Raw genomic sequence first — 25,342 nt, forward strand, 5'->3', positions numbered from 1 at the left:
GCCGAGAAGCCGCCAACAGGGCCACGCCGAGAAGCCGCCAACAGGGCCACGCCGAGAAGCCGCCAACAGGGCCACGCCGAGAAGCCGCCAGCTGGACTGCCCCGACAAGAACCGCCAGCCGGGCCGCCCCGACAAGACCCGCCTGCTGAACTGCCCGACAAGAACCGCCAGCCGGGCCGCCCCGACAAAAACCGCCTGCTGAACTGCCCGACAAGAACCGCCAGCCGGGCCTCGCCGAGAAGAACCGCCAGTGCGGCCACACACCGCGATCTTGTCGAACTCCCTTGCCCGGGGGAACTGTCGGGTGAACCGGAGATCGACAAGGTCCACCCCTCGTCGGGCGTTATGGCGGGGTTGAGGCTTTCATCCGGCCGAGTGGGGCGACCTAATGAGATGACTGTCCACTTCTCCAGACCGCGGCCACGGTGGGGAAAGCGGTCCCACGATGCGCTGCCCGATGCCCGCCGCGGACGTGGCACCGGCATGCGATGCGCGGCCGCGGACCTCGTTCTACCTGTGGCGCTGATGTCCGCTGGCGAGGGGTGTGGCCGGCGACAGGGTGCCAGCCGCCGGCCACATGCTTGGAGAGCGCTCTCCAAGTAAGACTTCACCGTGCGCTCCTGACGTGGCACCTGTCAAGGACGGGTGGCTAATAGACCGAATTGTCGAGGGTGAGTGGGCAGGCAGCCGGCGTTGGTATTGACATGGTTGAAAGCTCGGCGTAACACTTCGCGCACTGACGGAGAGCGCTTTCCCCCCGCTCTGGTCGCTCTACTCCCCGGGAGTTGCCGTGAATCCGCTCATTGCTCCGCCCCGCCTGTCGTGGCGGCACCTCATTCCCCTCGTTGTCGCGGCTCTGATCTGTGCCTACCTGGCGGTCGTTCAGGGCGGGGCGCAGGCGGCCGAAACGCTGCTGTCCCAGGGCACACCGACCACCGCCTCGTCGCAGGAAGGGGTGGACGTCGCCCCGGCCAACGCCACCGACGGCAACGCGGCGACGCGCTGGTCGAGCCAGTTCGGTGATCCGCAGTGGATCCGGGTCGACCTCGGCGTCACCGCGACCATCAGCTCGGTCGTCCTGGCCTGGGAAGGGGCGTACGGCCGCGCGTACCAGATCCAGACCTCGACCGACGGCACCACCTGGACCACCGCCCACCAGACCAGCACCGGTGCCGGCGGCACCGAGACACTCACACTTAGTGGGACCGGACGCTACGTGCGCATGTACGGCACGGCGCGTGGCAGCGGCTACGGCTACTCACTGTTCGAGTTCAAGGTGTACGGGTCGACCTCGGCGCCGGCCGCCTGTGGCACCACCAACGTGGCACAGGGACGGCCCGCCACCGCTTCGTCGCAGGAGGGCGCGGACGTGGCGCCGGGCAACGCGGTCGACGGCAACGCACAGACCCGCTGGTCGAGCGAGTTCAGCGACCCGCAGTGGATCGGCGTCGACCTCGGCAGCAATCAGACGATCTGCCAGGTCGTGCTCGTCTGGGAAGGTGCCTACGGCCGCGCGTACCAGATCCAGACCTCGACCGACGGCACCACCTGGACCACCGCCCACCAGACCAGCACCGGTGCCGGCGGCACCGAGACACTCACACTTAGTGGGACTGGACGCTACGTGCGCATGTACGGCACGGTCCGTGGCAGCAGCTACGGCTACTCCCTGTTCGAGTTCCGGATCTTCACAGCCGGCACGACGACACCCACCACGCCGCCGACCAGCCCACCGACCACTCCGCCGACTGGGCAGCCCGGCTTTACCACGGTCTGGCAGGACAATTTCGACGGACCGGCCAATTCCTCGCCGAACGCGACCGACTGGCTGATGCGGACCGGCACCAGCTATCCGGGCGGCGCCGCCAACTGGGGCACCGGTGAGGTCGAGACCGCCTCGGCGAGCACCGCGAACGTCCACCTCGACGGCGCCGGCAAGCTCAACATCCGGGCACTGCGCGACGGTGACGGCAACTGGACCTCGGGCCGGCTCGAGACACAGCGCGCTGACTTCGAACCGCTACCGGGGACCCTCACCCGCTTCGCGGCCGTACTCAAACAGCCCTCGGTCGCCAACGCGCTCGGTTACTGGCCCGCCTTCCGCGCTACCGGTGCGGGCTTCCGCGGCAACTACACGAACTGGCCGGGCATCGGCGAGACCGACATCATGACCGACGTCAACGGGCGCGATCAACTGGCGCAGACGCTGCACTGCGGCACCGCGCCGGACGGGCCGTGCGCCGAGTACAACGGTCGCTCTTCGGGGTTGGCGAGCTGCACCGGCTGCCAGTCCGGTTACCACGAGTACGCGCAGGTGATCGACCGGACGAAGACCGACGAGGAGATCCGGTTCTATCTGGACGGCCGGCAGACCTGGGTGGTGCGCCAGTCGCAGGTCGGCGTCTCGGCCTGGCGGGCGGCCGTGCACCACGGCTTCTTCCTGCGGCTCGACCTGGCCATCGGCGGTTCGCTGCCGAACGCGATCGCCGGCCGCACCACCCCGGCAGCGGAGACGACCCCGGGCGGCATCCTCAGCGTCGACTCGGTCACGGTGTCCCGGGCGAACGGCACCACCCCGGCCGCGATGACTGATCCGGCCACCCCGGGTGGACCGAGCGTGGTGCGGGTCGCCGGCACGCAGGGCAACTGGCAGCTGCAGGTGAACGGCTCCCCGTACCAGATCAAGGGGTTGACCTACGGCCCGCCGCAGGCCGCCGCCGACGGATACATGCGGGACCTCCGCGCCATGGGCGTCAACACGATCCGTATCTGGGGCGTGGACGACGCTAACACTCCGGCACTGCTCAACCGGGCCGCGCAGCAGGGCATCAAGGTGATCGTCGGGCACTGGCTCAACCAGGGCGCCGACTATGTGAACGACACCGCGTACATGAACTCGGTGAAGGCCGAGATAGTGAACCGGGTCAATGCCCTGAAGAACCATGCGGGCGTGCTGATGTGGGATGTCGGCAACGAGGTCATCCTCACCATGCAGGATCACGGCCTCTCAGCCGCCGAGGTGGAGGCCCGCCGGGTCGGGTACGCGAAATTCGTGAACCAGGTCGCGCAGGCCATTCACGCGGCCGACCCGAACCACCCGGTCACGTCGACGGACGCCTATACCGGTGCGTGGCCGTACTACCGGCAGCACGCCCCCGATCTGGATCTGCTTGCGGTCAATTCGTACGGGGCGATCGGCAACGTCTACAACGACTGGGTGTCCGGCGGCTACCAGAAGCCGTACATCGTCACCGAGGGCGGCCCGGCTGGCGAATGGGAGGTGCCCAACGACGTGAACGGGGTGCCGACCGAGCCCACCGATCTGCAGAAGCGCGACGGTTACACGTACAACTGGAATGCGATCGCGGCGCACCCGGGCGTGGCGCTCGGCGCCACCGAGTTCCACTACGGACTGGAGAACGACTTCGGCGGCATCTGGCTCAACACCTTCACCGGCGGCTGGCGGCGGCACGGCTACTACTCGCTGGCGAAGGCGTACACCGGCCAGAATCCGGCGAACACTCCCCCGGAAATCACCGCCATGTCGGTGTCCCAGCAGACCGCGGTGCCGGCCGGCGGCACGTTCACGGTCAATGCCAGCGCCACCGATCCGCAGGGCGACCTGATCCGCTACAACCTGATGTATTCGGACAAGTACCTCAGCGGCGGCACCGGGCTCACGAACGTGACGTTCACCGACAACGGGAACGGCTCGTTCACCGCGCGGGCCCCGGAACGGCTCGGCGTCTGGAAGGTGTACGTCTATGCCTTCGACGGGCACGGCAACGTCGGCATCGAACAGAAGTCGATCCGGGTCGTGCCGCCGACGGTAGGCGGAACGAATCTGAGCCGCGGAAAGCCGGCCACCGCGTCCACCCATCAGCCGACCGGCACGAACGGCCCGCAATTGCCGTCGTACGCCACCGACGGCGACTACGGCACACGATGGGCGAGCGAATGGGTCGACACCGCCTGGATTCAGGTCGACCTCGGTTCGGTGCAATCGTTCAACCACGTGCAACTGGCGTGGGAGGCGGCGTACGCCACCGGGTACCAGATCCAGACCTCCACGGACGGCTCGAACTGGACCACGATCCATGCGACCAGCAGTGGTGACGGTGGTTTCGACGCCCTGAACGTCTCCGGCACGGGCCGCTATGTCCGGATGTCCGGGCAGGCCAGGGCCACCGCGTACGGCTATTCGCTCTGGGAGTTCGGGGTTTACCGCATCTGAGCATCTCGGCCGGGCCGGGTGATACCCGGCCCGGCCCCGCCAGGAATAGGCTGCCTGTCATGGACAAGGTCATCCACTTCGAGGTGCCGTTCGACGACGGCGAGCGGGCCACCACGTTCTACCGCGAGGCGTTCGGCTGGGATCTCGACTCGATGCCGAACTACCAGTACACGATGGTCAAGACCACGCCCACGAACGACGAGGGCGCGCCGGCCGAACCGGGCGGCATCAACGGCGGCATGCTGCACCGCCACGGACCGATCACGGCACCGGTCATCACGGTCGGGGTCGACGATCTGGACGACGCGCTGGCCCGGGTGGAAAAGCTCGGCGGCAAGGTGGCGATCGGCCGGCAACAGATCGGCACCGCCGGGTTCAGCGCCTATTTCCACGACACGGAAGGAAATCTGATCGGGCTCTGGCAGAAGGCCTGAATCCATTACTGTGCATTGATGCGCGTCATGGTCTGGAATGTCTGGGGCCGCTTCGGTGGCAACTGGCGGGAACGTGAGGAAAGCATCGCCGCCACGCTCGGGACGTACCGGCCGGACATACTCGGCCTGGTGGAGAGCTGGTGCGGCGAGGGCACCGACCAGCCGCGCCGTCTGGCGGCCGCCCGCGACCTGCACGCGGCCTGGGCGCCGCTGTCCCTGCCCTCGGTCGAATACCCGGACCATCCCGGCATCGCGATCGGCCTGGGCCTGGTCAGCCGCTGGCCGATCCTGGCCGCCGAACGCCACGAACTGCCGCACGAGCAGCGCGGCGGTTCGACGCCGTACGCCCTGCTCGCCACCATCGACCATCCGCGCGGCCCGCTGCACGTGATCGTGGCCGGCACCGAGTGGGAGGCCCGGTACGCCGCCGACCACCGGGCGCAGTGCCGCAGCCTGGCCGCGCTCGCCGCCGACCAGCGGCTGGACGGCCCGCTGCCGGTGCTGCTGCTGGCCGACCTGAACGCCGGCCCCGGCCAGGAGGAGCTGACGCCGCTGCTGGACACCATGGTCGACACCTGGTCCGAGGCGGGCGCCGACCCGGCCGCGGTCACCCTCGACTCGGCGCTGCCGTACGCGCCGCGGGACGCCGTGAAGCAACTGGACCGCCGGATCGATCATGTCCTGGCCCGCGCCGGGCGGCCCGGATCGGCCGTCGCGGTGTCCGGCGCGTTCCTCGCCGGCGACCGCCCGATCGAGGGCGTCTATCCCTCGGATCACTATGCGGTCGGCGTTGACATGGAACCCTGAAAATATTTACCAGGTACGTTTCATAGATCGCTCTTCATCAATATCGAATTTGTTGACACAGACTCGCGAAAACGTAAGACTCGCCAACGTGAAAGCCGTTGCCCGGGTCCTTCTCGCCAGCCTCCTGGCCCTGGCCGGTTGCTCGCTGCTGCAGCCCGATCCACCGGCTCCGACCCCCAGCCCGGTCATCCAGTTCGGCGGCACCGACCGCGCCTGGATCGAGATCAACATCGCGATGGACGAGTCGCTGCTCCCCCTGCTCGAACTCGTGCCGTCCCGCAGCGGCAGCCCCGACGTGCAGGCCGTGGCGCTCCAGGTGCAGGCGTTCACCGAGGCCGAACTGTCCGCGCTGCGCGAGTTGCACGCGCAAGCCGGACTGCCCCGGGTCAACCCGCACAAGAGCATGCCGATGCCCGGAATGGTGACTCCCGATCAGGTGAGCAAGGCTGCCAAGGCGACCGGCGAGGAGTTCGACACCCTGGTGTTGCGGGCGCTCGAGGAGCATTTGACGCAGAGCCGTCAACTAGCCGGCAGCGAAGAGAATTCGGGCGCCGAACCACAGACCCGAGCTTTGGCACTGCAGGTGATCCGGACCCGGGATGCGGCGCTCGCGACCATTAAGGAAGCCGCCTGACCGCATCAGCGGCCAGGCGGCGTACGGCTTAAGGCAGTTCGTAGTTTTCGTTGAGAGCGGCGCCGCGGTCCGGCTTGTAGAGGTCGAATCCGCGCGGATCACACTGAAGCCCGCCGTTGATGCAGTGCGTAACGAGCGCCGCGAGGGTGGGCGCATGCCACGCGTTGAACACGTCGTAATGGAACGAATATCCGCGACCGGACGAGAAACGCACGGCCGACATATTCCCGCTGACCGGCCACGCCATCTTGAACTCGATCATCGGCACGGCTACCGGGTGTGACATCGGGCAGACCCCGAGGACCGGGTACGCCATGTGGCTCTTGTGGTCCGGCGTGTCCAGGTAGCGGCCGTCCCAGCAGCTGGCCGCCTGATACCGGAGGTTGAGCTGGGTGCCGGCCGGGCAGTTCGCCGGGACGTCCCAGTTGAACGCGCTGTCACCGCACTCGAAGCCCTCGACCGCACCCGGGTTGTTCCGGAACTCGTCGAGCGTGGCGGACGGGCTGCCCACTACGTAACGCAATCCCGGCGGGAACGGGCGCACGCTCCGGTAGTCGATGACGCCTGACTTGTAGTAGATGACCTGACGCCCGACGGGTTGGACCGCAGTGTCGGCGTTGAGCAGCGTCGGCATCCAGTAACCGGTCTTGTCACCCGGCGTGATGCAGGAGGTGCTACCCGCCTGGAGGCTGGCCAGGGTGGTCGACGCGTTCGTGGTGGTGTTGCCCATGAACGTGTGGGAATGCGAGGCGCCCGGCAGGTTCGGGAACACGATCGGGTCGTCGTTGACGTTGCCTCGGCTGACGTAGCAGTTCGCCTGGAACTCGTGGTGCGTCGACGGCGGGTTCTGCGCCGGCGGCGTCTGGGTCGACGGGACCACGCCGGTCACGGGCGGATTTGCGGGGATGTAACCGCTTTGGGCCGGCGGGTTCGTGTAGGTGCCGTACACGTTGAACTCATACAGCGAGTAGCCGTAGCCGGTCGCGCGCGCCGTACCGTACATCCTGATATATCGCCCGACGCCGCTTAAGCCGATCGTCTCGGTGCCTCCGGCACCATTGCTCTTGCTGTGGATCGTGGTCCAGGAGCTGCCGTCCGCCGAGGTCTGGATTTGGTACGCGCGTGCGTACGCCGCCTCCCAGATCAGCTGTACGGACGAGACAGTCGCCGTGGCGCCGAGGTCGACCCGCAGCCATTGCGGATCGGCCCAGGCACTCCCCCACCGCGTGCCGGTGTTCCCGTCAACGGCCGCCGCCGCCGGCGCACCGCCGTTCTCGCTGGTAGATGCCAGTGCCGGTTTACCTTGCGAGAGCAGAGTGTCGGCCGCATGAGCCGCCGCCACACCAACGAGCACCAGCCCAGCGGTCACAAGGGTGGCGGCAACCGGCGCAACAACCCGCCGAAGTCGTGTTTGCCTGGATGTCATGGGTTCTCCACGGGGATAGACGAGGCCGCCCCAACGCGGGGTCGCCGAGGCAGACTTGGAGAGCGCTTTCCGAAGTCTTACGCCCGACCCAGACCGCCGTCAATGCCACCGGGTTCCGGAACCAGAAGACGCCCTGAAACCCGGCGCGCCCGCACCGATCCGGCCCACCGGCTGCCCCAGCCGCGACCCGACCACTGCCCCGGCGGCAAACCCTTCGCCCCCGCCGGCGCTCGACATGCCTTGGGCCGCCGGGCCCAGATCTTGGCGACCTACGGTCATCCCTGAACTAATCCTGAACAGCAGATCAACAACATCACGTCGCGCACGCGCACAGCAGGCGACATTTGCGGCGAAAGGCCTGGACGAGCACCAGCAGGCGACGATTGTGGCGAAAGGCCTGAACGAGCACCAGCAGGCGACATTGTGGCAAAGCCTGCACTAGCGCCATACCGGGACCTGATGAGACCGCACCATGAAGACGGTGGCGCGCCACCCAAGCTCGCAGCAAGCACGCCCCAACCCGCACGCGATCAGACCGGCAGCCGCCACCAACAGACCTTGACCCGCACACCACCGCATCCGGTGGTCAGGCCACCAAGATCGGGCCCCAGACGCCAAGGCGTGCCCCGCAGCCGGGCGTGAAGCATGAGACAAAGGAGGGCGGAGAGCGCTCTCCACCTGTGCTATAAAGCCTCATGCAACGTGGGCGCGTGGGTGAGCGGCTGCCGACGCTTGAGGATGTGGCTCGGGTGGCGGGGGTTTCGCGGGCTACGGTTTCGCGGGTTATCAATGGGATTCGGAATGTTGATCCGCAGTTGCACGAAGTTGTGTGGAACGCGGTGGGGCAGACGGGGTATGTGCCGAATCGGATGGCTCGGTCGCTGGTCACGCGGCGGACCGGGACGGTGGCGCTGATCGTGTCGGACTCCGAGTCGCATGATGATGATCCGTTCATGAGCCGGTTTTTTGCCGATCCCTACTTCGGGCGGGTGGTCGGCGGGCTGATGAGCGTGTTACGGCGGTCGGGGGTTCAGCTCGCGTTGCAGATCGTGGGGACCGAGGACGGCCGGCGGCGGCTCGTGGGTGACCTGCGGAACGGGCAGGCGGACGGGGTGGTGGTGCTGTCGCTGCCGGCGGTTGATCCGTTGCCGGGGATGCTCGTGGACGGTGGGGTGCCGGCGGTCATGATCGGGCGACCGGGGGACGCGGTGCCGGTGGACTACGTGGATCTCGCCAACGAGACAGGGGCATCGCTGGCGGCGGAGCACCTGCTGGGGCGGGGGTGCCAGCAGATCGGGATGATCTCGGGGCCGGCGGAGGTGCCGGCCAGTTCGGATCGGATCTCCGGTTTTCGGCGGACCATGGCGCGGCACGGGCACGGGTGGGTGCCGATGGCGGCGGGAAACTTCACTCAGGACAGCGGCGAAAGTGCCATGCGCACGCTGCTCGCCGGGCACCCCGATCTGGACGGGGTGTTCGTGGCGAACGATCTGATGGCGCTCGGTGCGCTGCTGGCCCTGCGGGATGCGGGACGCGCGGTGCCGGACGACGTGGCGATCGTGGGATTCGACGACAGCAGCGCCGCGGTGGCGGCCACGCCGGCGCTGACCACGGTCCGGCACCCGCTCGAAGACATGGCCGCCGAGGCGGCGCGGCTGCTGCTCGCCCGCATCGACGACCCGGCAATGCGCGTCTCGTCGGTGATCTACGAGCCGGCCCTGGTGCCGCGACAGTCCGCCTGACTGATCAGGGGCTCGCCGCCAGAAACGCGACAGTCCGCCTGACAGAGCAGGGGCTCGCCGCCAGAAACGCGACAGTCCGCCTGACAGATCAGGGGCTCGCCGCCAGAAAGAGGAACACCCCCAGCAGGGCCAAATGGACGCCGCCCTGCAGCACATTGGCCCGCCCAGGCACCACCGTCAGCGTGCCCACCACGACCGTAAGCAGCAGCAACACCATCTGCGTACCACCGAGGCCGAGCAGCAGCGGTCCGGGCAGCCAGATCATCGCGATCGCAATCGCCGGGATGGTCAGGCCGATGCTCGCCATGGCCGAACCCAGCGCCAGGTTGAGGCTCGTCTGGATGCGGTCGCGGGCAGCTGCGCGTACGGCCGCAATGGTCTCCGGCGCCAGGACCAGCATGGCGATCACCACACCGACCACCGCGTGCGGCAGCCCGGCGCCGTCGACCGCTGCCTCGATCGCCGGGGACACGCCCTTGGCCAGACCGACCACGCCGATCAGCGCGACCAGCAGCAGGCCCAGGCTGATCATCGCGGCCCGGGTGGACGGCGGGTCGAGGTGCTCCTCGGTGTCGATGACCTTGCCGGAGGTGGTGATCGGCAGGAAGTAGTCGCGGTGGCGGCGGGTCTGCACGGTTACGAACAGCAGGTACAGGCCCAGCGAGGCGACCGCGGCGAAGCCCAGTTGGGCCGGCGAGAACTCCGGACCCGAGCGGCTCGTGGTGAAGCTGGGCAGCACCAGGCTCAGCGTGGCGATCATGGTGACGGTCGCGAACGCGCCGCCGGTGCCCTCGGAGTTGAACACCGCCACCCGCCGGCGCATGGCCCCGACCAGCAGCGACAGCCCGAGCAGGCCGTTACAGGTGATCATGACAGCGGCGAAGACGGTGTCCCGGGCCAGCGACTGGGTCTTGGTGCCGCCGCTGATCATCAGGGTGACGATGAGGGCCACCTCGATGATCGTGACGGCCACCGCGAGGACCAGCGAGCCGAACGGTTCACCGACCTTGTGCGCGACCACCTCGGCGTGGTGCACGGCGGCCAGGACCGCGATGCAGAGCAGCCCCGCCACGATCACGACGAGCGCGGACGGCAGGTCCCGTCCCCAGGTGAGGATCAGCGCGACTACGGCCACGATCGGCGCGTACGCGGTCCATTGATTGAGAAAATTACGAATCTTGGCCCCCTCTGCCAACTATCGGCTACCCGCGGTCGCGCGGATGCAACGTCACCAGAATCAGTGCGTCCAGCAGCCGGTGCCAGTCCGGCTCGGTGAGCTCGCGCCCGGTGATCGCGGCCAGGCCGGCCAGCACGTCGAGCACGCGCGCGGCCAGCGTCGCCGGGTCGGCGCCGTTCGCCTCGGCGATCAGCGCGATGTCCCGGCGGAACCGGGTGCTGCGGCCCAGCCGTACCAGGGTCGCGGGCACCGGGGTGCGCACCTCAGCACTGGCCCCGGTCACGAACTCGACCCGGGCCTGGACGCCCAGCGCGTTCGCGATCCGGTTCAGCGCGTCCAGCGTCGGGTTGCCCCGGCCGTTCTCCAGGTTTGCCACGTACGGCACCGACAGGCCGGCCTCGGTGGCGACGGCAGCGACGGTGCGGCCCCGGGCGGCGCGCAACGACCGCAGCCGCTGACCGATTTCGTGTTCCATCTTGTCAGAATACTACCTCATACAATTATTCTCCTGGGATGGGCACCGACTTCTGGCTGCTCTGGTCCGGGCGCCTGGTCAGCCAGCTCGGCGTGTGGCTGCTGGTCGTCGCCGTGCCGGCGCATGTGTTCGTCCTGACCGGGTCGGTGGCCGCGACCGGGCTCACCCTGACCGCGCAGTTCGTGCCGCCGTTGCTGCTCGGCCCGGTCGCCGGGGTCTGCGCCGACCGCTGGGACCGCCGGGTGGTCATGGTCGGCGCGCACGTCGGCCGGGCCGGCGCGGTCGCGTTGCTGCTGCTGGTGCGCGAGCCCGGCGACATCTGGCTGGTCTACCTCGCGCTGCTCGCGGAGAGCATCGGGACGACGGTCTTCCGGCCGGCCGCGCAGGCGCACACCCCCGCCCTGGTCGGCGTCGGGAAGCGACTGACCAGCGCTAACGCGCTCAATGGCCTGGCCGATGGGATGGTCCGGCTGGTCGGGGCGCCGCTCGGAGGTCTGCTGTACGCGGCGGCGGGCCTGACGCTCGTGGCCTGGCTCAACATCGGGGCGTATCTGCTGGCGACGGTCGCGGTCGGGCTGACCCGGCGCTCGTCGGGCGCCGGTCGTCGCGCGTCGCTGCGGTCCGGGCTGGTGGCCCTGCGCTCGCTACCGCTCGCCAGGACGTTGATGCTGGTCAATGGGTTGTTCCTGGGCGCGAATGCCGGGCTCAGTGCGCTTTTGGTGCCGTACGGGATCAGCGTGCTCGGCGGCAGCCGGCAGACCGGGGTGGTGATGTCGGCGCTCGGGGTCGGGTTCCTGCTGGGGGCGCCGTTGGTTCGGCTGCTGGTCGACCGGGTCGCGGCCGGCCGGCTTCTCGGCGGAGCTTTGACGGGTACGGCGGTGGGCTACGCGCTGCTGTTCTCGGCCGGGACGCTGGCGGCCGCCGTGCCCGCGGCCGTGGTGATCGGCGTGGCCGGATCCACCGCGTTGGGTACGGCGAACACGACACTCCAGCGGACGGCGCCCAACGAGGTCCTGGGCCGGGTCAGCGCGGCGCTGCTGAGCGCGGAGGCGCTGGCGACGCTGGTGGGCGCGGCGGCCGGACCGGCTTTGGCCGCACAGCTGTCGATGACCGGGAGCGCGGTGGTGGCCGCCGGGATCACGGTGATCAGCGGTGGCGTCGCGCTCCGCCGGCTGCCCTCAGCGGCCTAACCCCGCCTCCCGGGCCCGCACGATCGCCTCGGCACGGTCGGCCACCTGGAGCTTGGCGAAGACGTTGGAGACGTTGTTGCGGACTGTCTTGGGCGACAGATAGAGGGTTGCCGCGATCTGCGCGTTCGAGCGGCCCGCGGCCAGCAGCTCGAGTATCTCCCGCTCGCGGGTGGTGAGCTGGGGGAACGCGTCGGTCGGCGCGGGCGGCCCGGCAGCGAAGAACTCGGCGATCCGCAGGGCCAGGGTGGCGCCGAACACGGCACCGCCGGCCGCGACCGTGGTGATGGCCCGGACGATCTCCTCCTGCTCGGCGCCCTTCACCAGATAGCCCCGGGCGCCGGCCCGGACCGCGGCGAACACGGTGCCGTCGTCCTCGGACATGGTCAGCACCAGGATGCCGACGCCGGGGGCCTCGGTGGCCAGCCGGCGGGTCGCCTCGACGCCGTTGAGCCGGGGCATCTGCACGTCCATCACCACCACGTCGGGCTGCAGGCGGGTGGCGGCCTCGACCGCCTCGACGCCGTCGGCCGCGGTGCCGACCACGTCGATGCCTTCGACCGAGGCGAGCAGCACGGCCAGGCCGTCCCGGAAGATCGGGTGGTCGTCGGCCACCAGCACGCGGATCACACCAGCACCCCCATCGGCAGTTCGGCGCGGACGACCGTCCCACGGCCGTCCGGGCACTCTATCCGGAAGTTCCCGCCCAGCTCAGCGGCCCGTTCCCGGAGCGAGACGAGGCCGACCCCGCTGGGCGTGCCGGCCGGGATGCCCACCCCGTCGTCGGTCACCTCGACCACGAGCGCACCGTCCTCGATCACCAGGCGCACCCGGCAGCTGGTCGCCCGCGCGTGCCGGGCCACGTTGGTCAGCGCCTCGGACGCGATCCGGTAGGCCGCCACCTCGACCGCGGCCGGCAACCCGTCGAGCCCCTCGGCGTCGTCGACCGTCACGGTCAGCCCCGGCGCCCGCAGCCGCGCGGCCTGCTGGCGGACCGCGCCGAGCAGGCCCACGTCGTCGAGTGCGGGCGGCCGCAGGTCGTGCACGAGCCGCCGCACGTCGGCGACCGCCGCGGTGACGTCCTCGCGGGCCTGCTTGAGCAGCTTGTCCGCCTCGGCGGGCTGGCGAGCGGCCATGTTGCGGGCGGCGTCGATCCGCAGGCCGACCCCGCCGAGGGTGGGGCCGAGACCGTCGTGCAGGTCGCGCCGCAGCCGCCGGCGCTCCTCCTCGCGGGCCGCGACTATCTGCTCCCGGCTGCGCTGCAACTCCTGCGCGAGGTGGGCCGCGCGGGCCGCGACGGCCGCCTGCCGGACCATGTCGCCGAGGAGCCGCTCGTCCTGGGCGGAGAGCGCGGCACGCGGGCCGTCGGCGGGCAGCACCACCCGGCCGACCGTCTCGCCGCGGTAGCTGATCGGCAACGCCTCGGTCGGCCCGGACGGTTCACCGTACGCGGCCACCACCCGCTCGCCGCCGGGCCGGTCCACCTCGACGGCCACGTACGGCGACCGGAACGCCCGCGCCACCGCCTCGGCCACCGCCTGCAGCTCGCCGGACGCCGTCGACGACTGCTCCAGCCGCTCGGCCAGCCCGGCCACCACCCGGTAGGGGTCGTCGCGCAGGCCCAGCACGAACCGCCGGATCGCCAGCCAGAGCCGGTGCCGCAGCGGTCCGTAGCCGAGCATCACGATCAGCATCGCCACCACGGCCGCGTCCTGCTCGGGCATCCGGCGGCCGAGGAAGGCGCCGGTCAGGCTCAGCACCAGGGCGTCCACCAGCAGGACGGTGATCGCCATGGCACCGTAGAGCACGGTGCCGCCGAGCAGGCGGTCCACGTCGAGCAGCCGGGGCCGCACCAGGGCCACCACGATCGCCGCCCCGGTGAGCCCGACCGCCGGGCCCAGCGCGATGTCCGAGATCGACGGCACCACCAGCGCCGAACCCATCACCAGCAGGTCGACCACCGCGGCCCAGAGCAGCCAGCGCATCCGCAGCCGGTCGTCGCCGAGCGCGCCGCGGTACCGCCGGACCACCACCAGGAACGGCACGATCATGCCGAGCGGCAGCGTCAGCCAGGCCGTCCCGAGCAGCGCCTCCCACCAGCCGGCCGGCAGCGGGAAGGAGGCCGGGTCGAGGTCGAGGCCCTCGAACGCGGCCGGCATCGGGGTGCCGGCCCGCGCCTGCGCGATCGCGGACGGCACGAAGAGCACCACGGCCGGCAGCAGGCCGGTGAGGGCGAGGCTGGCCCGGCCGGCGATCCGCCAGCGCCCGCCGGGAAAGCGTCCGGACGGATAGATGAGCAGCAGCAGCGGCAACCAGAGCAGCAGCGACGCGCCGAGCCGCTGATAGATCCAGAAGGCGAACGACGCGCCGGGCCGGTCGGTGTACGTCGCGTAGGCCAGCCAGCTCGCCGCGGCGCCGTCCAGGCACCAGTGCAGCCCGGACAGGCAGAGCACCCACGCGACCGGGTGCCCGGGCAGCCGCCGCATCAGCAGCGCGCCGGGGATGACCAGCCCGAGGCCGGGGATGCCGGCGGTCCAGGCCATGTCGGTCTCGGTCGCCGCCCGGTGCTCGCCCGGGACCTGCAGATCGACTACGGAAGCGGCCACGATCAGCGCCGCGGAGATGGTCAGCACGCCGGCCGCGACGGTCGTTGCCCTCTTCACGCCGACATCGTCGCAGGCAGGGCGTCCCGTGGTCAGCGGGCTGATGTCCCGGGTCACCCGGGACATCGCGATTGAACGTGCACCGCGGGGGCACGATGGAGAAATGGCTTACGTGAATCCGTCGGGGGAATTCAGCCGGGACCAGCGCTACATCGCCACCCGGATCACCGCGGACGGCCGGGACGGCTATCCGGTGGAGCCCGGCCGCTACCGGCTGGTGGTGAGCCGGGCGTGCCCGTGGGCCAATCGGGCGATCATCGTGCGGCGCCTGCTCGGCCTCGAGGACGCGCTGTCGATGGGCGTCGCGGGCCCGACCCACGACGAGCGCAGCTGGTCGTTCGACCTGGACCCGGACGGCCGGGACCCGGTACTCGGCATCGAGCGGCTCCAGCAGGCCTACTTCGCCCGGTTCCCGGACTACGACAAGGGCATCACGGTGCCGGCGATCGTGGACGTGCCGACCGGCCGGGTGGTCACCAACGACTTCGCGCAGATCACGCTCGACCTGTCGCTGGAGTGGGCGAAACACCACCGGCCGGGCGCGCCGGAGCTGTACCCGGCCGCGCTGCGGGACGAGATCGACCGGGTCAACAAGCACGTCTTCGCCGACGTGAACAACGGCGTCTACCGGGCCGGCTTCGCCGGCTCCCAGGAGGCGTACGAGAAGGCGTACCACCGGCTGTTCGACCGGCTGGACCAGCTCTCGGCGCACCTCGCCGGGCACCGCTACCTGGTCGGCGACACGATCACCGAGGCGGACGTGCGGCTGTTCACCACGCTGGTCCGCTTCGACGCGGTCTACCACGGCCACTTCAAGTGCAATCGGGCCAAGTTGAGCGAGATGCCGGTGCTCTGGGCGTACGCCAAAGATCTTTTCCAGACGCCGGGTTTCGGCGACACCATCGACTTCGCCGACATCAAACGGCACTACTACGAGGTGCACCGGGAGATCAACCCGACCGGGATCGTGCCGGCCGGGCCGGATTTCAGCACCTGGCTCGGCGAGCACGGGCGCGATCGGCTGGGTGGCCGGCCGTTCGGCGACGGCACGCCGCCGCCACCGCCCCGGCCGGGCGAGGAGGTGCCGGCCGGGCACGGGGCGACCGGCTGAGACCGCCGCTCAGCCGGCACCGAGCGGGTTGCCGGGCGGCGGGCTCAGCGCCTCCCGCAGCAGTTCGTCGAGCCGGCTGAGCTGCGCCTCGGACAGGTGGGCGAGCATCCGCTGCTGCTCGCTCAGCCCGACCGCGACCGCCCGGTCGACGATGTCGAAGCCGGTGCCGGTGAGCCGGACCAGGACGCTGCGCCGGTCGGTCGGCGACGGGTGCCGCTCGATCAGGCCGGCCTTCTCCAGCCGGTCCAGACGCGCCGTCGTGCCGCCGGTGCTGAGCATCATCGACGCGGCCAGCGCACCCGGTGACAGCTCGTAGGGCGCGCCCGAACGCCGGAGCGTGGCCAGCACGTCGAACTCGGGGCGGCCCAGCCCGAAGGTGGCATACGTCCGTTCCATGTGATCGCCGGCCAGCCGGGAGAGGCGGAAGATCCGGCCGAACACGGCCATCGCCGTGGTCTCGAGGTCGGGCCGCTCCCGCGCCCACTGCTCGACGATCTGATCGACTCCGTCGTTGTGCGCCATCCCTCCATTGTCTCGATGGCGAGCTTCTTGACAACAAGAGACTCGCTGAGGTTTTATCTTGACGTCGAGATACTTTCCATCGAGGGAGTCCGCGATGCGCCCGCCGGTCCTGCTCGTCACCGCTCTCACCCCCGCGGTCTGGGGGACCACCTACGTCGTGACCACCGAGTTGCTGCCGCCGGGCCGCCCGCTGCTCGCCGGCGTGCTGCGCGCGCTGCCGGCCGGGCTGCTGCTGCTCGCGCTCACCCGCCGGCTGCCGCGCGGCGACTGGTGGTGGCGCTCGGCGGTGCTCGGCGGCCTCAACATCGGCGTCTTCTTCGCGCTGCTGTTCGTCAGCGCCTACCGGCTCCCCGGCGGCGTGGCCGCGGTGCTCGGCGCGGCCCAGCCGCTCCTGGTGGCCGGGCTGACCGTGCTGCTGCTGACCGAGCGGGTCGCGCTGCGCACCGTCCTGGCGGGGCTGGCCGGCGCGGCCGGGGTGGCCCTCGCCGTGCTCACCGCGGCCGCCCGGATGGACGCGCTCGGCCTGCTGGCCGGGCTGGCCGGCACCGCCTCGATGGCGCTCGGCCTGGTGCTCACCAAGCGGTGGGGCCGCCCGGATGTGCCGCTGCTGACCGCGACCGGCTGGCAGCTGGCCGCCGGTGGGCTGCTGCTGGTGCCGGTGACGCTGCTGGCCGAGGGCCTGCCGCCGGCGCTGACGGTGGGCAACCTGGCCGGGTACGCCTACCTGTCGGTGGTCGGCACCGCCCTGGCGTACTCGATCTGGTTCTGGGGTCTGGAGCGCCTGCCGGCCGCCCGGATCTCGCTGCTCGGGCTGCTCTCCCCGGTGGTCGCCACGGCGCTGGGCTGGGCCGTGCTCGGGCAGCGGCTGACTCCGGCGCAGGTGGCCGGCATGGTGCTGGCGTTCGGCGCGGTGGTGTGGGGCCAGCGCTCAGCGCAGGTCCGCGTTTTCCATGACGCGCCGCGGGAAGCCGACCCGCGCGACCCGCAGCATGGCCCGGCCCACCCGGTCGGTGGTGGTGACATGGCCGGGCGCGACCCGTTCGAGCAGCGGGATCAGCGGCGCCAGCACGGTGTAGCCGGCGTTGTACAGGCGGGTCTTCGACCGCACGCCGTGGGTGGGCTGGATGATGCCCGGCCGGAAGGCGTACCCGTTGGGCAGCAGCTCGAGGATCTCCCGCTCGGCTCGCGCCTTGACCCGCGCCCACATCTGCCGGCTGTTCGCGCCGGTGCCCGCCCCGCTGACGTAGATGAAGCAGACCTCCGGCCGGACCTCGGCAAACGTGCGCGCCGTGGCCATCGGGTAGTCGTACGTGACCGTCGTGTACCGGGCCTCGTCCATACCGACCGACGACACGCCCAGGCAGTAGAAGCAGGCGTCGCACCCGGCCAGCAGGTCGCGGATCGGCGCTAGGTCGGCGAAGTCGGTGAGGGCCACCTCGCGCAGCTTGGGGTGGGTGAGGCGGGTGGGCGTACGGCCGACGGCAAGCACCTGCTCGACGTCCTTGGCCAGCAGGCTCTCGCGCAGGACGCCCTGGCCGACCATGCCGGTCGCCCCGAAGATCGCAACTCTCATCCCTGCTCCCCCTCGGTCGGCCGGTCTCACCTTACTGACCACCGCTACGGAGGACCGAAAATGTCGTAGGGCACGTCTAGGGTTTGGCCCGTGCCCGTTGAGAAATGGTCCTCGGCTCAGGTCGAGACGCTCGCGCCGGACGCCCCCTCGGTCAGGGCCGCGCGCGGTCTCGCCGGGCCGGGGTCCTGGTCCGCCACCGGCATGCTCGACGAGGTCCTCTGGGGACTCTGCCGCAGCTATCAGGTGTGTGTCGACCTGTCCGGGCCCGCGTTCCGGTGCAACTGCCCGAGCCGCAAGGTCCCCTGCAAACACGCTCTCGGCCTGCTGCTGCTCTGGGCCGAGTCCGATGTGTCCGGCGCGCCGGCACCCGACTTCGCCCGCGAGTGGCAGGCGGCGCGGGCCGCCCGGGCCGCCGCCAAGGCCGCGCCGCGGGCCGCGTCCGCGCCCGATCCGGCGGCCGCGGCCAAACGGGCCGAGCAGCGCGCCGAGCGGGTGGCCGGCGGCATGGCCGAGCTGAGCCGCTGGCTCGACGACCAGGTCCGGCAGGGTCTGGCCGGGGCACAGCGAGCCGGGCACCAGCCGTTCGAGGCGATGGCCGCGCGCCTGGTCGATGCACAGGCACCGACCGCCGCCGGCGCGGTCCGCCGGCTCGGTGGCTTCGCCGGCATCGGGTCGCAGTGGGCCGATCGGCTGCTCGGCGAGCTGGCCCTCCTGCGGCTGCTGGTCACCGGCTACGACCGCCTGGCCGGCCTGCCGCCCGACCTGGCCGCCACGGTGCGCTCCCGGGTCGGCTTCCCGGTCGCCACCGACGACGTGCTCGCCGGCCCGCGGGTGGCCGACCGGTGGCAGGTGCTGGGCCAGATCGAGACCGACGACGGCGCGCTGACCACCCGGCGCACCTGGCTGCGCGGCTCGTCGACCGGCCGGTTCGCGCTCGTACTCGCGTTCGCCGCACCCGGGCAGCCGCTGATCGCCGATCTGGTGCCCGGCACCGAGTTCCGCGGCGAGCTGACCTTCTATCCGGGCGCCGCACCGCTGCGCGCCCTGGTCGCCGATCGGATCAGCGCGGCCGAGCCGTGCCGCGCACCGGACGGCGCCCTCCCGCTCGGCGAGGCGCTCGGCGGCTGGGCGGCCACGATCGCCGCCGAGCCGTGGCGCTACGACGCACCGGTCCTGCTCGCCGGGGTGACCCCCGACGGCGACGGCTGGCTGGTCGACGGCACCGGTGCGGCCTTGCCGCTGGCGCCCGGGCACCGCGAGCCCTGGTGGCTGCTCGCCGCGGCCGGCGCGACGCCCGCCACGGTGGCCGCCGAGTGGTCCCCGTCGGGCCTGCGTCCGCTGGCCGCCTGGGTCGACGGACTCTACGTGCCGGCCGCCCCGCCCCAGCCCGACCCGAGCGCACCGCGCCGGCCGGAGCTGCCACCCGACCTGCTCGCCGCCGCCCTGGTCGGCACCAACCGCCGCCCCTGGACCGGCGCCGGCACCCTGCTCGAGTCGGCGGCCGTCGCGCTGACCCGCCGGCGAGCCGGCGTGGCACCGGCCACCGGCCGCGCGCCGCTGTCCCCCGCTCCCGCCGAGACCACCCCGGCGCTGCCCGCCGCGGCCGGCGTCCGGCTGATCCGCATCCTCGGCGAGGGCGTGCCCGGCGGCGCCCAGCTGGCCCAGGAACTCCTCGCCCAGTGGCTGGCCGCAGCCGCCGACCGAGGCGGCCACGTGCCGCCGGTCGCCCTACCGGCCCTGCTCGACGCGGGCCGCCGCAACTCGATCATCCGTCCCGCGCTGGCCCGCGTCGCCGGCCGCCGTGGCTCCTGGCTGGCCGCCATGCGCCCCGATTGGCGCTGGCTGACCGACGAGGCGGGCGCCGTCCCCCTGCTGTTCGACGGCCCCGGCCCGAGCGCGCCGACCGGCCCGAGCGGGCCGCCCGGCTGGGTGACCGGCACGCTGGGCGAGCGGCTCGGCATCCTCACCGCGCTGCGGCGCGGCGACCCCGACGGCGCCCGGGAGCTGGTGACCGCCACGTGGCAGCAGGAGTCCTCGGAGGACCGCGCCCGGTTTGTGGCCGCCCTCGACACCGGGTTGAGCCTGGCCGACGACCCGTTCCTGGAGCAGGCGCTCGACGACCGGCGCCGCGAGGTGCGCGAGGCGGCGCTCGACCTGTTGCGCCGGCTTCCCGGGTCGGCGCTGCGGGCGCGGATGGCGGGGCGGGCCCGGGCCGCGGTTCGGGTTGAGGGCGGGCGGCTCGTGGTGACGCCGCCCGAGGATCTCGACCCCGGCATGCGGCGGGACGGGGTCGCCGCCACGCCGGCCCGGGGTCTCGGGGTGAGTGCCTGGCTGCTCGAGGAGATCGTCGCCGGCGCGCCGCTGGACACCTGGTCCGCGCCGGCCACCATGCTGCGGCTCGCGAGCGGCCACGACTGGGAGGCGGCGCTGCTGCACGGCTGGGCCAGGGCCGCGGTGGCACAGACCGACCCGGGCTGGGCCACGGCGCTGCTCGGCGCGGCGTCCGGCGCCCTGCGCGAGTCGGTCCGCTGGGATCTGCACCTCGTTCTCCCGCCGGACGAGCTGGGCCGGCTGGCCGCCGACGCGCTGCGCCGCGAGGACGGCATGGCGCACCGGCTGCTCTCCATTCATCCCGGCCGCTGGCCCGACGAGCTGTCGGTGGCCGTGCTCGAGACCATCGCGCACCGGGCCCGCACCGACCGGCACAGCTGGCAGCTCGGTGAACTCTGCCGGGCCGCCGCGCTGGCGATGCCGCCGGCGTACGAGACCTGGGTTTCCCGCCTTGCCCTGCAGCTCGATCAGGAGCCGGCAGACCAGTCGCGGGTGCGGCCGGTGGCCGACCTCGCCCGCACGCTCACCTTCCGCCACGAGATGTTTCAGGAGTTCGAGTGACCGCTCTGCGCCCGCACGCCGAGGACCAGTACGCCGAGGAACTGGCCGTGCTCGCCGCGGCCGACGACCGGCCCCGGCCACCCGGCTGGCGGCTCTCCCCGCAGGCCGTGGTGACCTACCTGCTGGGCGGCGGCGCCAAGATCAGCCCGAAGTACGTGGGTCCGCGCCGGCTCGTCGAGGTCGCGGTCGCCACCCTGGTCACCGATCGGGCGCTGCTCCTGCTCGGCGTGCCGGGCACGGCCAAGACCTGGGTGTCCGAGCACCTCGCGGCCGCCATCTCGGGCGACTCGACCCTGCTCGTGCAGGGCACGGCGGGCACGGCCGAGGAGGCGATCCGGTACGGGTGGAACTACGCACGCCTGCTCGCCGAGGGGCCGACCGACGCGGCGCTGGTGCCCAGCCCGATCATGCGGGCCATGCAGACCGGCACGATCGCCCGGCTCGAGGAGCTCACCCGGGTGCCGTCCGACGTGCAGGACGCGCTGATCACCATCCTGTCCGAGAAGACGCTGCCGGTGCCCGAGCTCAACACCGAGGTGCAGGCGCAGCGCGGGTTCAACCTGATCGCCACGGCCAACGACCGCGACCGCGGGGTCAACGAGCTGTCCAGCGCGCTGCGGCGCCGCTTCAACACGGTGGTGCTGCCGGTGCCGGCTTCGGCCGACGACGAGGTCGAGATCGTCGCCCGCCGGGTCGCCCAGCTCGGCCGGTCGCTCGACCTGCCCGAGGTGCCGACCGCGCTCGAGGAGATCCGCCGGGTGGTGACCGTTTTCCGGGAGCTGCGCACCGGCCTCACCGAGGACGGCCGCACCAAGCTCAAGTCGCCGACCGGCACGCTCTCCACGGCCGAGGCCATCTCGGTGATCACGAACGGGATGGCGCTGGCCGCCCACTTCGGCGACGGCACCCTGCACGCCGGTGACGTGGCCGCCGGCATCGTCGGCGCGGTCGTGAAGGACCCGGTCTCGGACGGCGTGGTGTGGCGCGAATACCTGGAAACCGTGGTGCGCGAACGCACCGACTGGCTCGACTTCTACCGGGCCGCCCGCGATGCCTGAGCGGCTCTACGGCATCCGGCACCACGGTCCGGGCTCGGCCCGCGCCGTAGTGCAGGAGTTGGCCCGCCACCGGCCGGACGTGCTGCTGGTGGAGGGGCCGCCGGAGGCCGACGAGCTGGTGCGCTGGGTGGCCGACGTGGGCCTGGAGCCGCCGGTGGCCCTGCTGGGCTACGCGTCCGACGACCCGCGGCGGGCGGCGTTCTGGCCGTTCGCGGTGTTCTCGCCGGAGTGGCAGGCGATCCGGTGGGCGGTTGAGCAGGGCGTGCCGGTGCGGTTCTTCGACCTGCCATTCGCCTATCGCCTGAGCGGAGAGGTCAAGCCGCCGCCGGCCGACGGGCCGGCGCCGGGCGACGCCGGCCCGGAGGCGGAACAGTCCGCGGAGGCGGAACAGTCCGCGGAGCCGCGGCGGCCGGTCGATCCGATCGGGGAGCTTGCCGCGGCGGCCGGCTATGACGATCCCGAGCGCTGGTGGGAGGACGTCGTCGAGCACCGGGGCATGCCGGCGTTCGAGGCGATTGCCGAGGCCATGACGGCGATCCGGGACTCCGCGCCCGAGGATCCCGATGACCTGGTTCGCGAGGCGTACATGCGCACCGTGCTGCGGGACGTGCGCAAGGCGCACGACGAGATCGCGGTGGTGTGCGGCGCCTGGCACGTGCCGGCCTTGACCCGCAAGATCTCGGCCAAGGACGACACCGCGCTGTTGCGGGGCCGCCGGAAGGCCAAGGTGGCCTTCACCTGGGTGCCGTGGACCTACGGGCGGCTGGCGTCCTGGTCGGGCTACGGCGCGGGGGTGCGCTCCCCCGGCTGGTACCACCATCTCTTCACGGCCGCCGACGAGGTGGTGCCGCGCTGGCTGGTCGACGCCGCGGGGGTGCTGCGCAATGAGGGCGTGCCGACCTCGTCCGCACACGTCATCGAGGCGACCAGGCTGGCCGAGTCACTGGCGACGCTGCGCGGGCGGCCGCTCGCCGGACTGGCCGAGGTGACCGAGGCGGCCGAGGCGGTGATGTGCGACGGCGAACGGCTGCGGGTCGAGCTGATCAGCAGCAAGCTGGTGGTGGGCGAGCGGCTCGGCGGCGTACCGGAGGACATGCCGGGCGTACCGCTGGCCAAGGATCTCGCCGCGCAGCAGCGCGCGTGCCGGCTCAAGCCGGAGGCCCTGGAGCGGGCGCTCGATCTCGACCTGCGTAAGGAGACCGATCTGCGGCGCAGCCGCCTGCTGCACCAGCTGCGGACCATCGACGTGCCGTGGGGCGAGCCGGTCGCGGCCCGGCGCGGCACCGGCACGTTCCGCGAGGAGTGGCGGCTGCGGTGGCAGCCCGAGTTCGCGGTGCGGCTGGTCGAGGGCAGCATGTTCGGCACCACCGTGGTCGCGGCCGCCACCGCCAGGGTGACCCGGGCCGCGGCCGACGCCGAGACGCTGGCCGAGGTGACCGCGCTGGTCGAGACGTGCCTGCTCGCCGACCTGGCCGGCGCCTATCCGCCGGTGCTGTCCGCGCTGGACACCCGGGCCGCGCTGGACGCCGACGTCAACCACCTGATGGCGGCCATTCCGGCGCTGGCCCGGACGCTGCGGTACGGCGACGTCCGGCGTACCGACATGGCCGGTCTCGCCACGGTGACCGCGAGCCTGCTCGCCCGGGTGTGCGCCGGGCTGCCGTCGGCGGCCGGCTCGGTGTCCGACGAGGCCGCCAAGCTGCTGCGGGACCGGATCGACGGGGTGCACGCCGCGGTCGGGCTGCTCGCCGACGACGAGATGCGGGACCGCTGGCTGGCCACCCTCGCCTCGCTGGCCGGGCGGGCCGACCTGCACGGGCTGCTGGCCGGGCGGCTCACCCGGCTGCTGCTCGACGCGGGCCGCCTGGACGCGGCCGAGGTGCGCCGCCGGCTGCGGCTGCCGCTGACCGTGGGCACGCCGCCGGCGCACGCGGCCGCCTGGGTGGAGGGCTTCCTGTCCGGCGGCGGCCTGCTGCTGGTGCACGACGAGGCGCTGCTGGCGCTGCTCGACGACTGGCTGGCCGACATTCCGGCCGCCGCGTTCGACGACGTCCTGCCGCTGCTGCGCCGGACGTTCGGCGCCTTCGACAGCGGCGAGCGCCGGGCGATCGGCGAGCGGATCGCCGGCGCGCGGGCCGCCACCGGCGCCGCGCCGGGCGGGCTCGGCTTCGACCCGGCCCGCGCCGATCTGGTGCTGCCGACGCTCAGCGCGCTGCTCGGGCGCGACCTCACCACCGGGGAGGCGGGATGACCGAGGAACGGCAGCGGCGCTGGCGGATGGTGCTGGGCGGGCCGGCCGAGGAGGCGCTCGGCAAGGCGGAGGGCCGCGACGGCGCGATGGACTCGGCGCTTGCCGCGCTCTACGACGCCGCCGAGGGCGACGGCGAGCCGGGCCGCAAGCGCTCGGCCGGGCTGGGCAGTTCGGCGCCCAAGGTGGCGCGCTGGCTCGGCGACATCCGGGAGTACTTCCCCAGCACGGTGGTGCAGGTCATGCAGTCGGACGCGATCGAGCGCCTCGACCTCACCCGGCTGCTGCTCGAGCCCGAGATGCTGGCCGCCGTGGAACCCGACGTGCACCTGGTCGGCACGCTGCTCTCGCTCAACCGGGTCATGCCGGCGCAGACCAAGGACGCGGCCCGCCAGGTGGTGCGCACGGTGGTCGAGCAGCTGGAGAAACGGATCGAGCAGAAGACCCGGGCGGCGGTGACCGGTGCGCTCAACCGGGCCGCCCGGATCAACCGGCCCCGGCACTCCGACATCGACTGGGACAAGACGATCCGGGCCAACCTGAAGCACTACCAGGCCGAGCACCGCACCGTGATCCCGGAGCGGCTGGTCGGCTACGGCCGGCGCACCACCGCGGTGCAGCGGGACGTGGTGCTCTGCGTGGACCAGTCCGGGTCGATGGCGGCGTCGGTCGTGTTCTCGGGCGTGTTCGCGGCGGTGCTCGCTTCGATGCGGTCGCTGCGTACCTCCCTCGTGGTCTTCGACACCGCGGTGGTGGACCTCACCGAGCAGCTCAGCGACCCGGTGGAGGTGCTGTTCGGCACGCAACTGGGCGGCGGCACCGACATCAACCGGGCGATCGCCTACAGCCAGCAGCTGATCACCAGACCGCGGGACAGCATCTTCGTGCTGATCAGCGACCTGTACGAGGGCGGTGTCCGGGAGCAGATGCTGCGCCGGGTCGCCGAGATGACCGCGGCCGGGGTGCAGGTGGTGGTGCTGCTGGCGCTGTCCGATGAGGGCGCTCCGGCGTACGACCACGACAATGCGGCGGCGCTCGCGGCGCTGGGTGTCCCCGCCTTTGCCTGCACGCCGGACGCGTTCCCGGATCTGATGGCGGCCGCGATCGAGCGCCGTGACCTCAAGGCATTCGCCGAGAGATCCGGGGGTCGTGCCTAGAC

The 25,342-nt window shown here is 71.8% G+C and carries 18 protein-coding genes and 1 pseudogene; 13 read left to right on the forward strand and 6 right to left on the reverse strand.

The features are described 5' to 3' along the window. Positions 1–790: 790 nt before the first annotated feature. The 4 genes from Ari01nite_RS01745 (at position 791) to Ari01nite_RS01760 (ending at position 6,109) form a co-directional block, all read left to right on the forward strand. A complete protein-coding gene (locus Ari01nite_RS01745; protein WP_239162405.1) occupies positions 791–4,234 on the forward strand; it encodes a galactose-binding domain-containing protein in 3,444 nt (1,147 codons plus the stop codon). A gap of 59 nt (positions 4,235–4,293) precedes the next feature. Continuing rightward, the gene (locus tag Ari01nite_RS01750) at positions 4,294–4,668 is read left to right on the forward strand and encodes a VOC family protein (protein ID WP_203778741.1); all 375 of its coding nucleotides are present in this window, start codon (positions 4,294–4,296) and stop codon (positions 4,666–4,668) included. Positions 4,669–4,686: 18 nt separating this feature from the next. Next, on the forward strand, positions 4,687–5,475 hold the full coding sequence (locus Ari01nite_RS01755; protein WP_203778742.1) for an endonuclease/exonuclease/phosphatase family protein: 789 nt from the start codon (positions 4,687–4,689) through the stop codon (positions 5,473–5,475). 88 nt (positions 5,476–5,563) lie between these two features. Continuing rightward, complete coding sequence (locus Ari01nite_RS01760) at positions 5,564–6,109, forward strand: DUF305 domain-containing protein (RefSeq protein ID WP_203778743.1); 546 nt, start codon at positions 5,564–5,566, stop codon at positions 6,107–6,109. Positions 6,110–6,137: 28 nt separating this feature from the next. On the opposite strand, the gene Ari01nite_RS01765 is transcribed toward Ari01nite_RS01760, so the two are convergent. Further along, positions 6,138–7,535 (reverse strand): DUF1996 domain-containing protein, encoded by a 1,398-nt coding sequence (locus Ari01nite_RS01765; RefSeq protein ID WP_203778744.1) that lies wholly within the window; start codon positions 7,533–7,535, stop codon positions 6,138–6,140. Positions 7,536–8,230: 695 nt separating this feature from the next. On the opposite strand from Ari01nite_RS01765, the pseudogene Ari01nite_RS49555 reads away from it, so the two are divergent. Both Ari01nite_RS49555 and Ari01nite_RS01770 read left to right on the forward strand, forming a co-directional pair. Next, positions 8,231–8,389 (forward strand): annotated as a pseudogene (locus Ari01nite_RS49555) (LacI family DNA-binding transcriptional regulator); the annotation flags it as partial. Between the two features lie 99 nt (positions 8,390–8,488). Then, complete coding sequence (locus tag Ari01nite_RS01770) at positions 8,489–9,277, forward strand: LacI family DNA-binding transcriptional regulator (protein WP_239162412.1); 789 nt, start codon at positions 8,489–8,491, stop codon at positions 9,275–9,277. Positions 9,278–9,365: 88 nt separating this feature from the next. Here Ari01nite_RS01770 and Ari01nite_RS01775 read toward each other — a convergent pair whose 3' ends face one another. Continuing rightward, a complete protein-coding gene (locus Ari01nite_RS01775; RefSeq protein ID WP_239162406.1) occupies positions 9,366–10,412 on the reverse strand; it encodes a calcium:cation antiporter in 1,047 nt (348 codons plus the stop codon). Between the two features lie 67 nt (positions 10,413–10,479). After that, on the reverse strand, positions 10,480–10,929 hold the full coding sequence (locus Ari01nite_RS01780) for a helix-turn-helix domain-containing protein (RefSeq protein ID WP_203778747.1): 450 nt from the start codon (positions 10,927–10,929) through the stop codon (positions 10,480–10,482). A 38-nt stretch (positions 10,930–10,967) separates the two neighbouring features. Between Ari01nite_RS01780 and Ari01nite_RS01785 the strand changes: the two genes are divergently transcribed. Then, positions 10,968–12,119 carry an MFS transporter gene (locus Ari01nite_RS01785; protein ID WP_203778748.1) on the forward strand — a complete coding sequence of 384 codons (1,152 nt, stop codon included), beginning with the start codon at positions 10,968–10,970 and terminating at the stop codon, positions 12,117–12,119. Here Ari01nite_RS01785 and Ari01nite_RS01790 read toward each other — a convergent pair. Continuing rightward, on the reverse strand, positions 12,108–12,746 hold the full coding sequence (locus Ari01nite_RS01790; RefSeq protein ID WP_203778749.1) for a response regulator: 639 nt from the start codon (positions 12,744–12,746) through the stop codon (positions 12,108–12,110). The genes Ari01nite_RS01785 and Ari01nite_RS01790 overlap by 12 nt on opposite strands. Further along, entirely contained in the window at positions 12,743–14,779 is a 2,037-nt protein-coding gene (locus Ari01nite_RS01795) for a sensor histidine kinase (RefSeq protein ID WP_203778750.1), read from the reverse strand. The genes Ari01nite_RS01790 and Ari01nite_RS01795 overlap by 4 nt, the downstream gene beginning before the upstream one ends. 103 nt (positions 14,780–14,882) lie before the next feature. On the opposite strand from Ari01nite_RS01795, the gene Ari01nite_RS01800 reads away from it, so the two are divergent. Further along, entirely contained in the window at positions 14,883–15,890 is a 1,008-nt protein-coding gene (locus Ari01nite_RS01800; protein WP_203778751.1) for a glutathione S-transferase family protein, read from the forward strand. Between the two features lie 9 nt (positions 15,891–15,899). Here the strand turns inward: Ari01nite_RS01800 and Ari01nite_RS01805 are convergent, their stop codons facing one another. Further along, complete coding sequence (locus Ari01nite_RS01805; RefSeq protein ID WP_203778752.1) at positions 15,900–16,412, reverse strand: MarR family winged helix-turn-helix transcriptional regulator; 513 nt, start codon at positions 16,410–16,412, stop codon at positions 15,900–15,902. Between the two features lie 94 nt (positions 16,413–16,506). Between Ari01nite_RS01805 and Ari01nite_RS01810 the strand changes: the two genes are divergently transcribed. From Ari01nite_RS01810 to Ari01nite_RS01830, 5 genes are all read left to right on the forward strand, one after another. Then, positions 16,507–17,823, forward strand: a complete 1,317-nt coding sequence (locus Ari01nite_RS01810) for an EamA family transporter (RefSeq protein ID WP_203778753.1) — start codon at positions 16,507–16,509, stop codon at positions 17,821–17,823. A gap of 252 nt (positions 17,824–18,075) precedes the next feature. Further along, positions 18,076–20,877 (forward strand): SWIM zinc finger family protein, encoded by a 2,802-nt coding sequence (locus Ari01nite_RS01815; protein ID WP_203778754.1) that lies wholly within the window; start codon positions 18,076–18,078, stop codon positions 20,875–20,877. Beyond that, complete coding sequence (locus tag Ari01nite_RS01820; RefSeq protein ID WP_203778755.1) at positions 20,874–21,935, forward strand: ATP-binding protein; 1,062 nt, start codon at positions 20,874–20,876, stop codon at positions 21,933–21,935. The genes Ari01nite_RS01815 and Ari01nite_RS01820 overlap by 4 nt, the downstream gene beginning before the upstream one ends. Continuing rightward, the gene (locus tag Ari01nite_RS01825) at positions 21,928–24,186 is read left to right on the forward strand and encodes a DUF5682 family protein (RefSeq protein ID WP_203778756.1); all 2,259 of its coding nucleotides are present in this window, start codon (positions 21,928–21,930) and stop codon (positions 24,184–24,186) included. Before Ari01nite_RS01820 ends, Ari01nite_RS01825 begins: the two co-directional genes overlap by 8 nt. Next, positions 24,183–25,340 (forward strand): VWA domain-containing protein, encoded by a 1,158-nt coding sequence (locus Ari01nite_RS01830; RefSeq protein WP_203778757.1) that lies wholly within the window; start codon positions 24,183–24,185, stop codon positions 25,338–25,340. The genes Ari01nite_RS01825 and Ari01nite_RS01830 overlap by 4 nt, the downstream gene beginning before the upstream one ends. Positions 25,341–25,342: the final 2 nt, after the last annotated feature.

It is taken from the genome of Paractinoplanes rishiriensis, assembly GCF_016862375.1.
GTDB lineage: Bacteria > Actinomycetota > Actinomycetes > Mycobacteriales > Micromonosporaceae > Actinoplanes > Actinoplanes rishiriensis.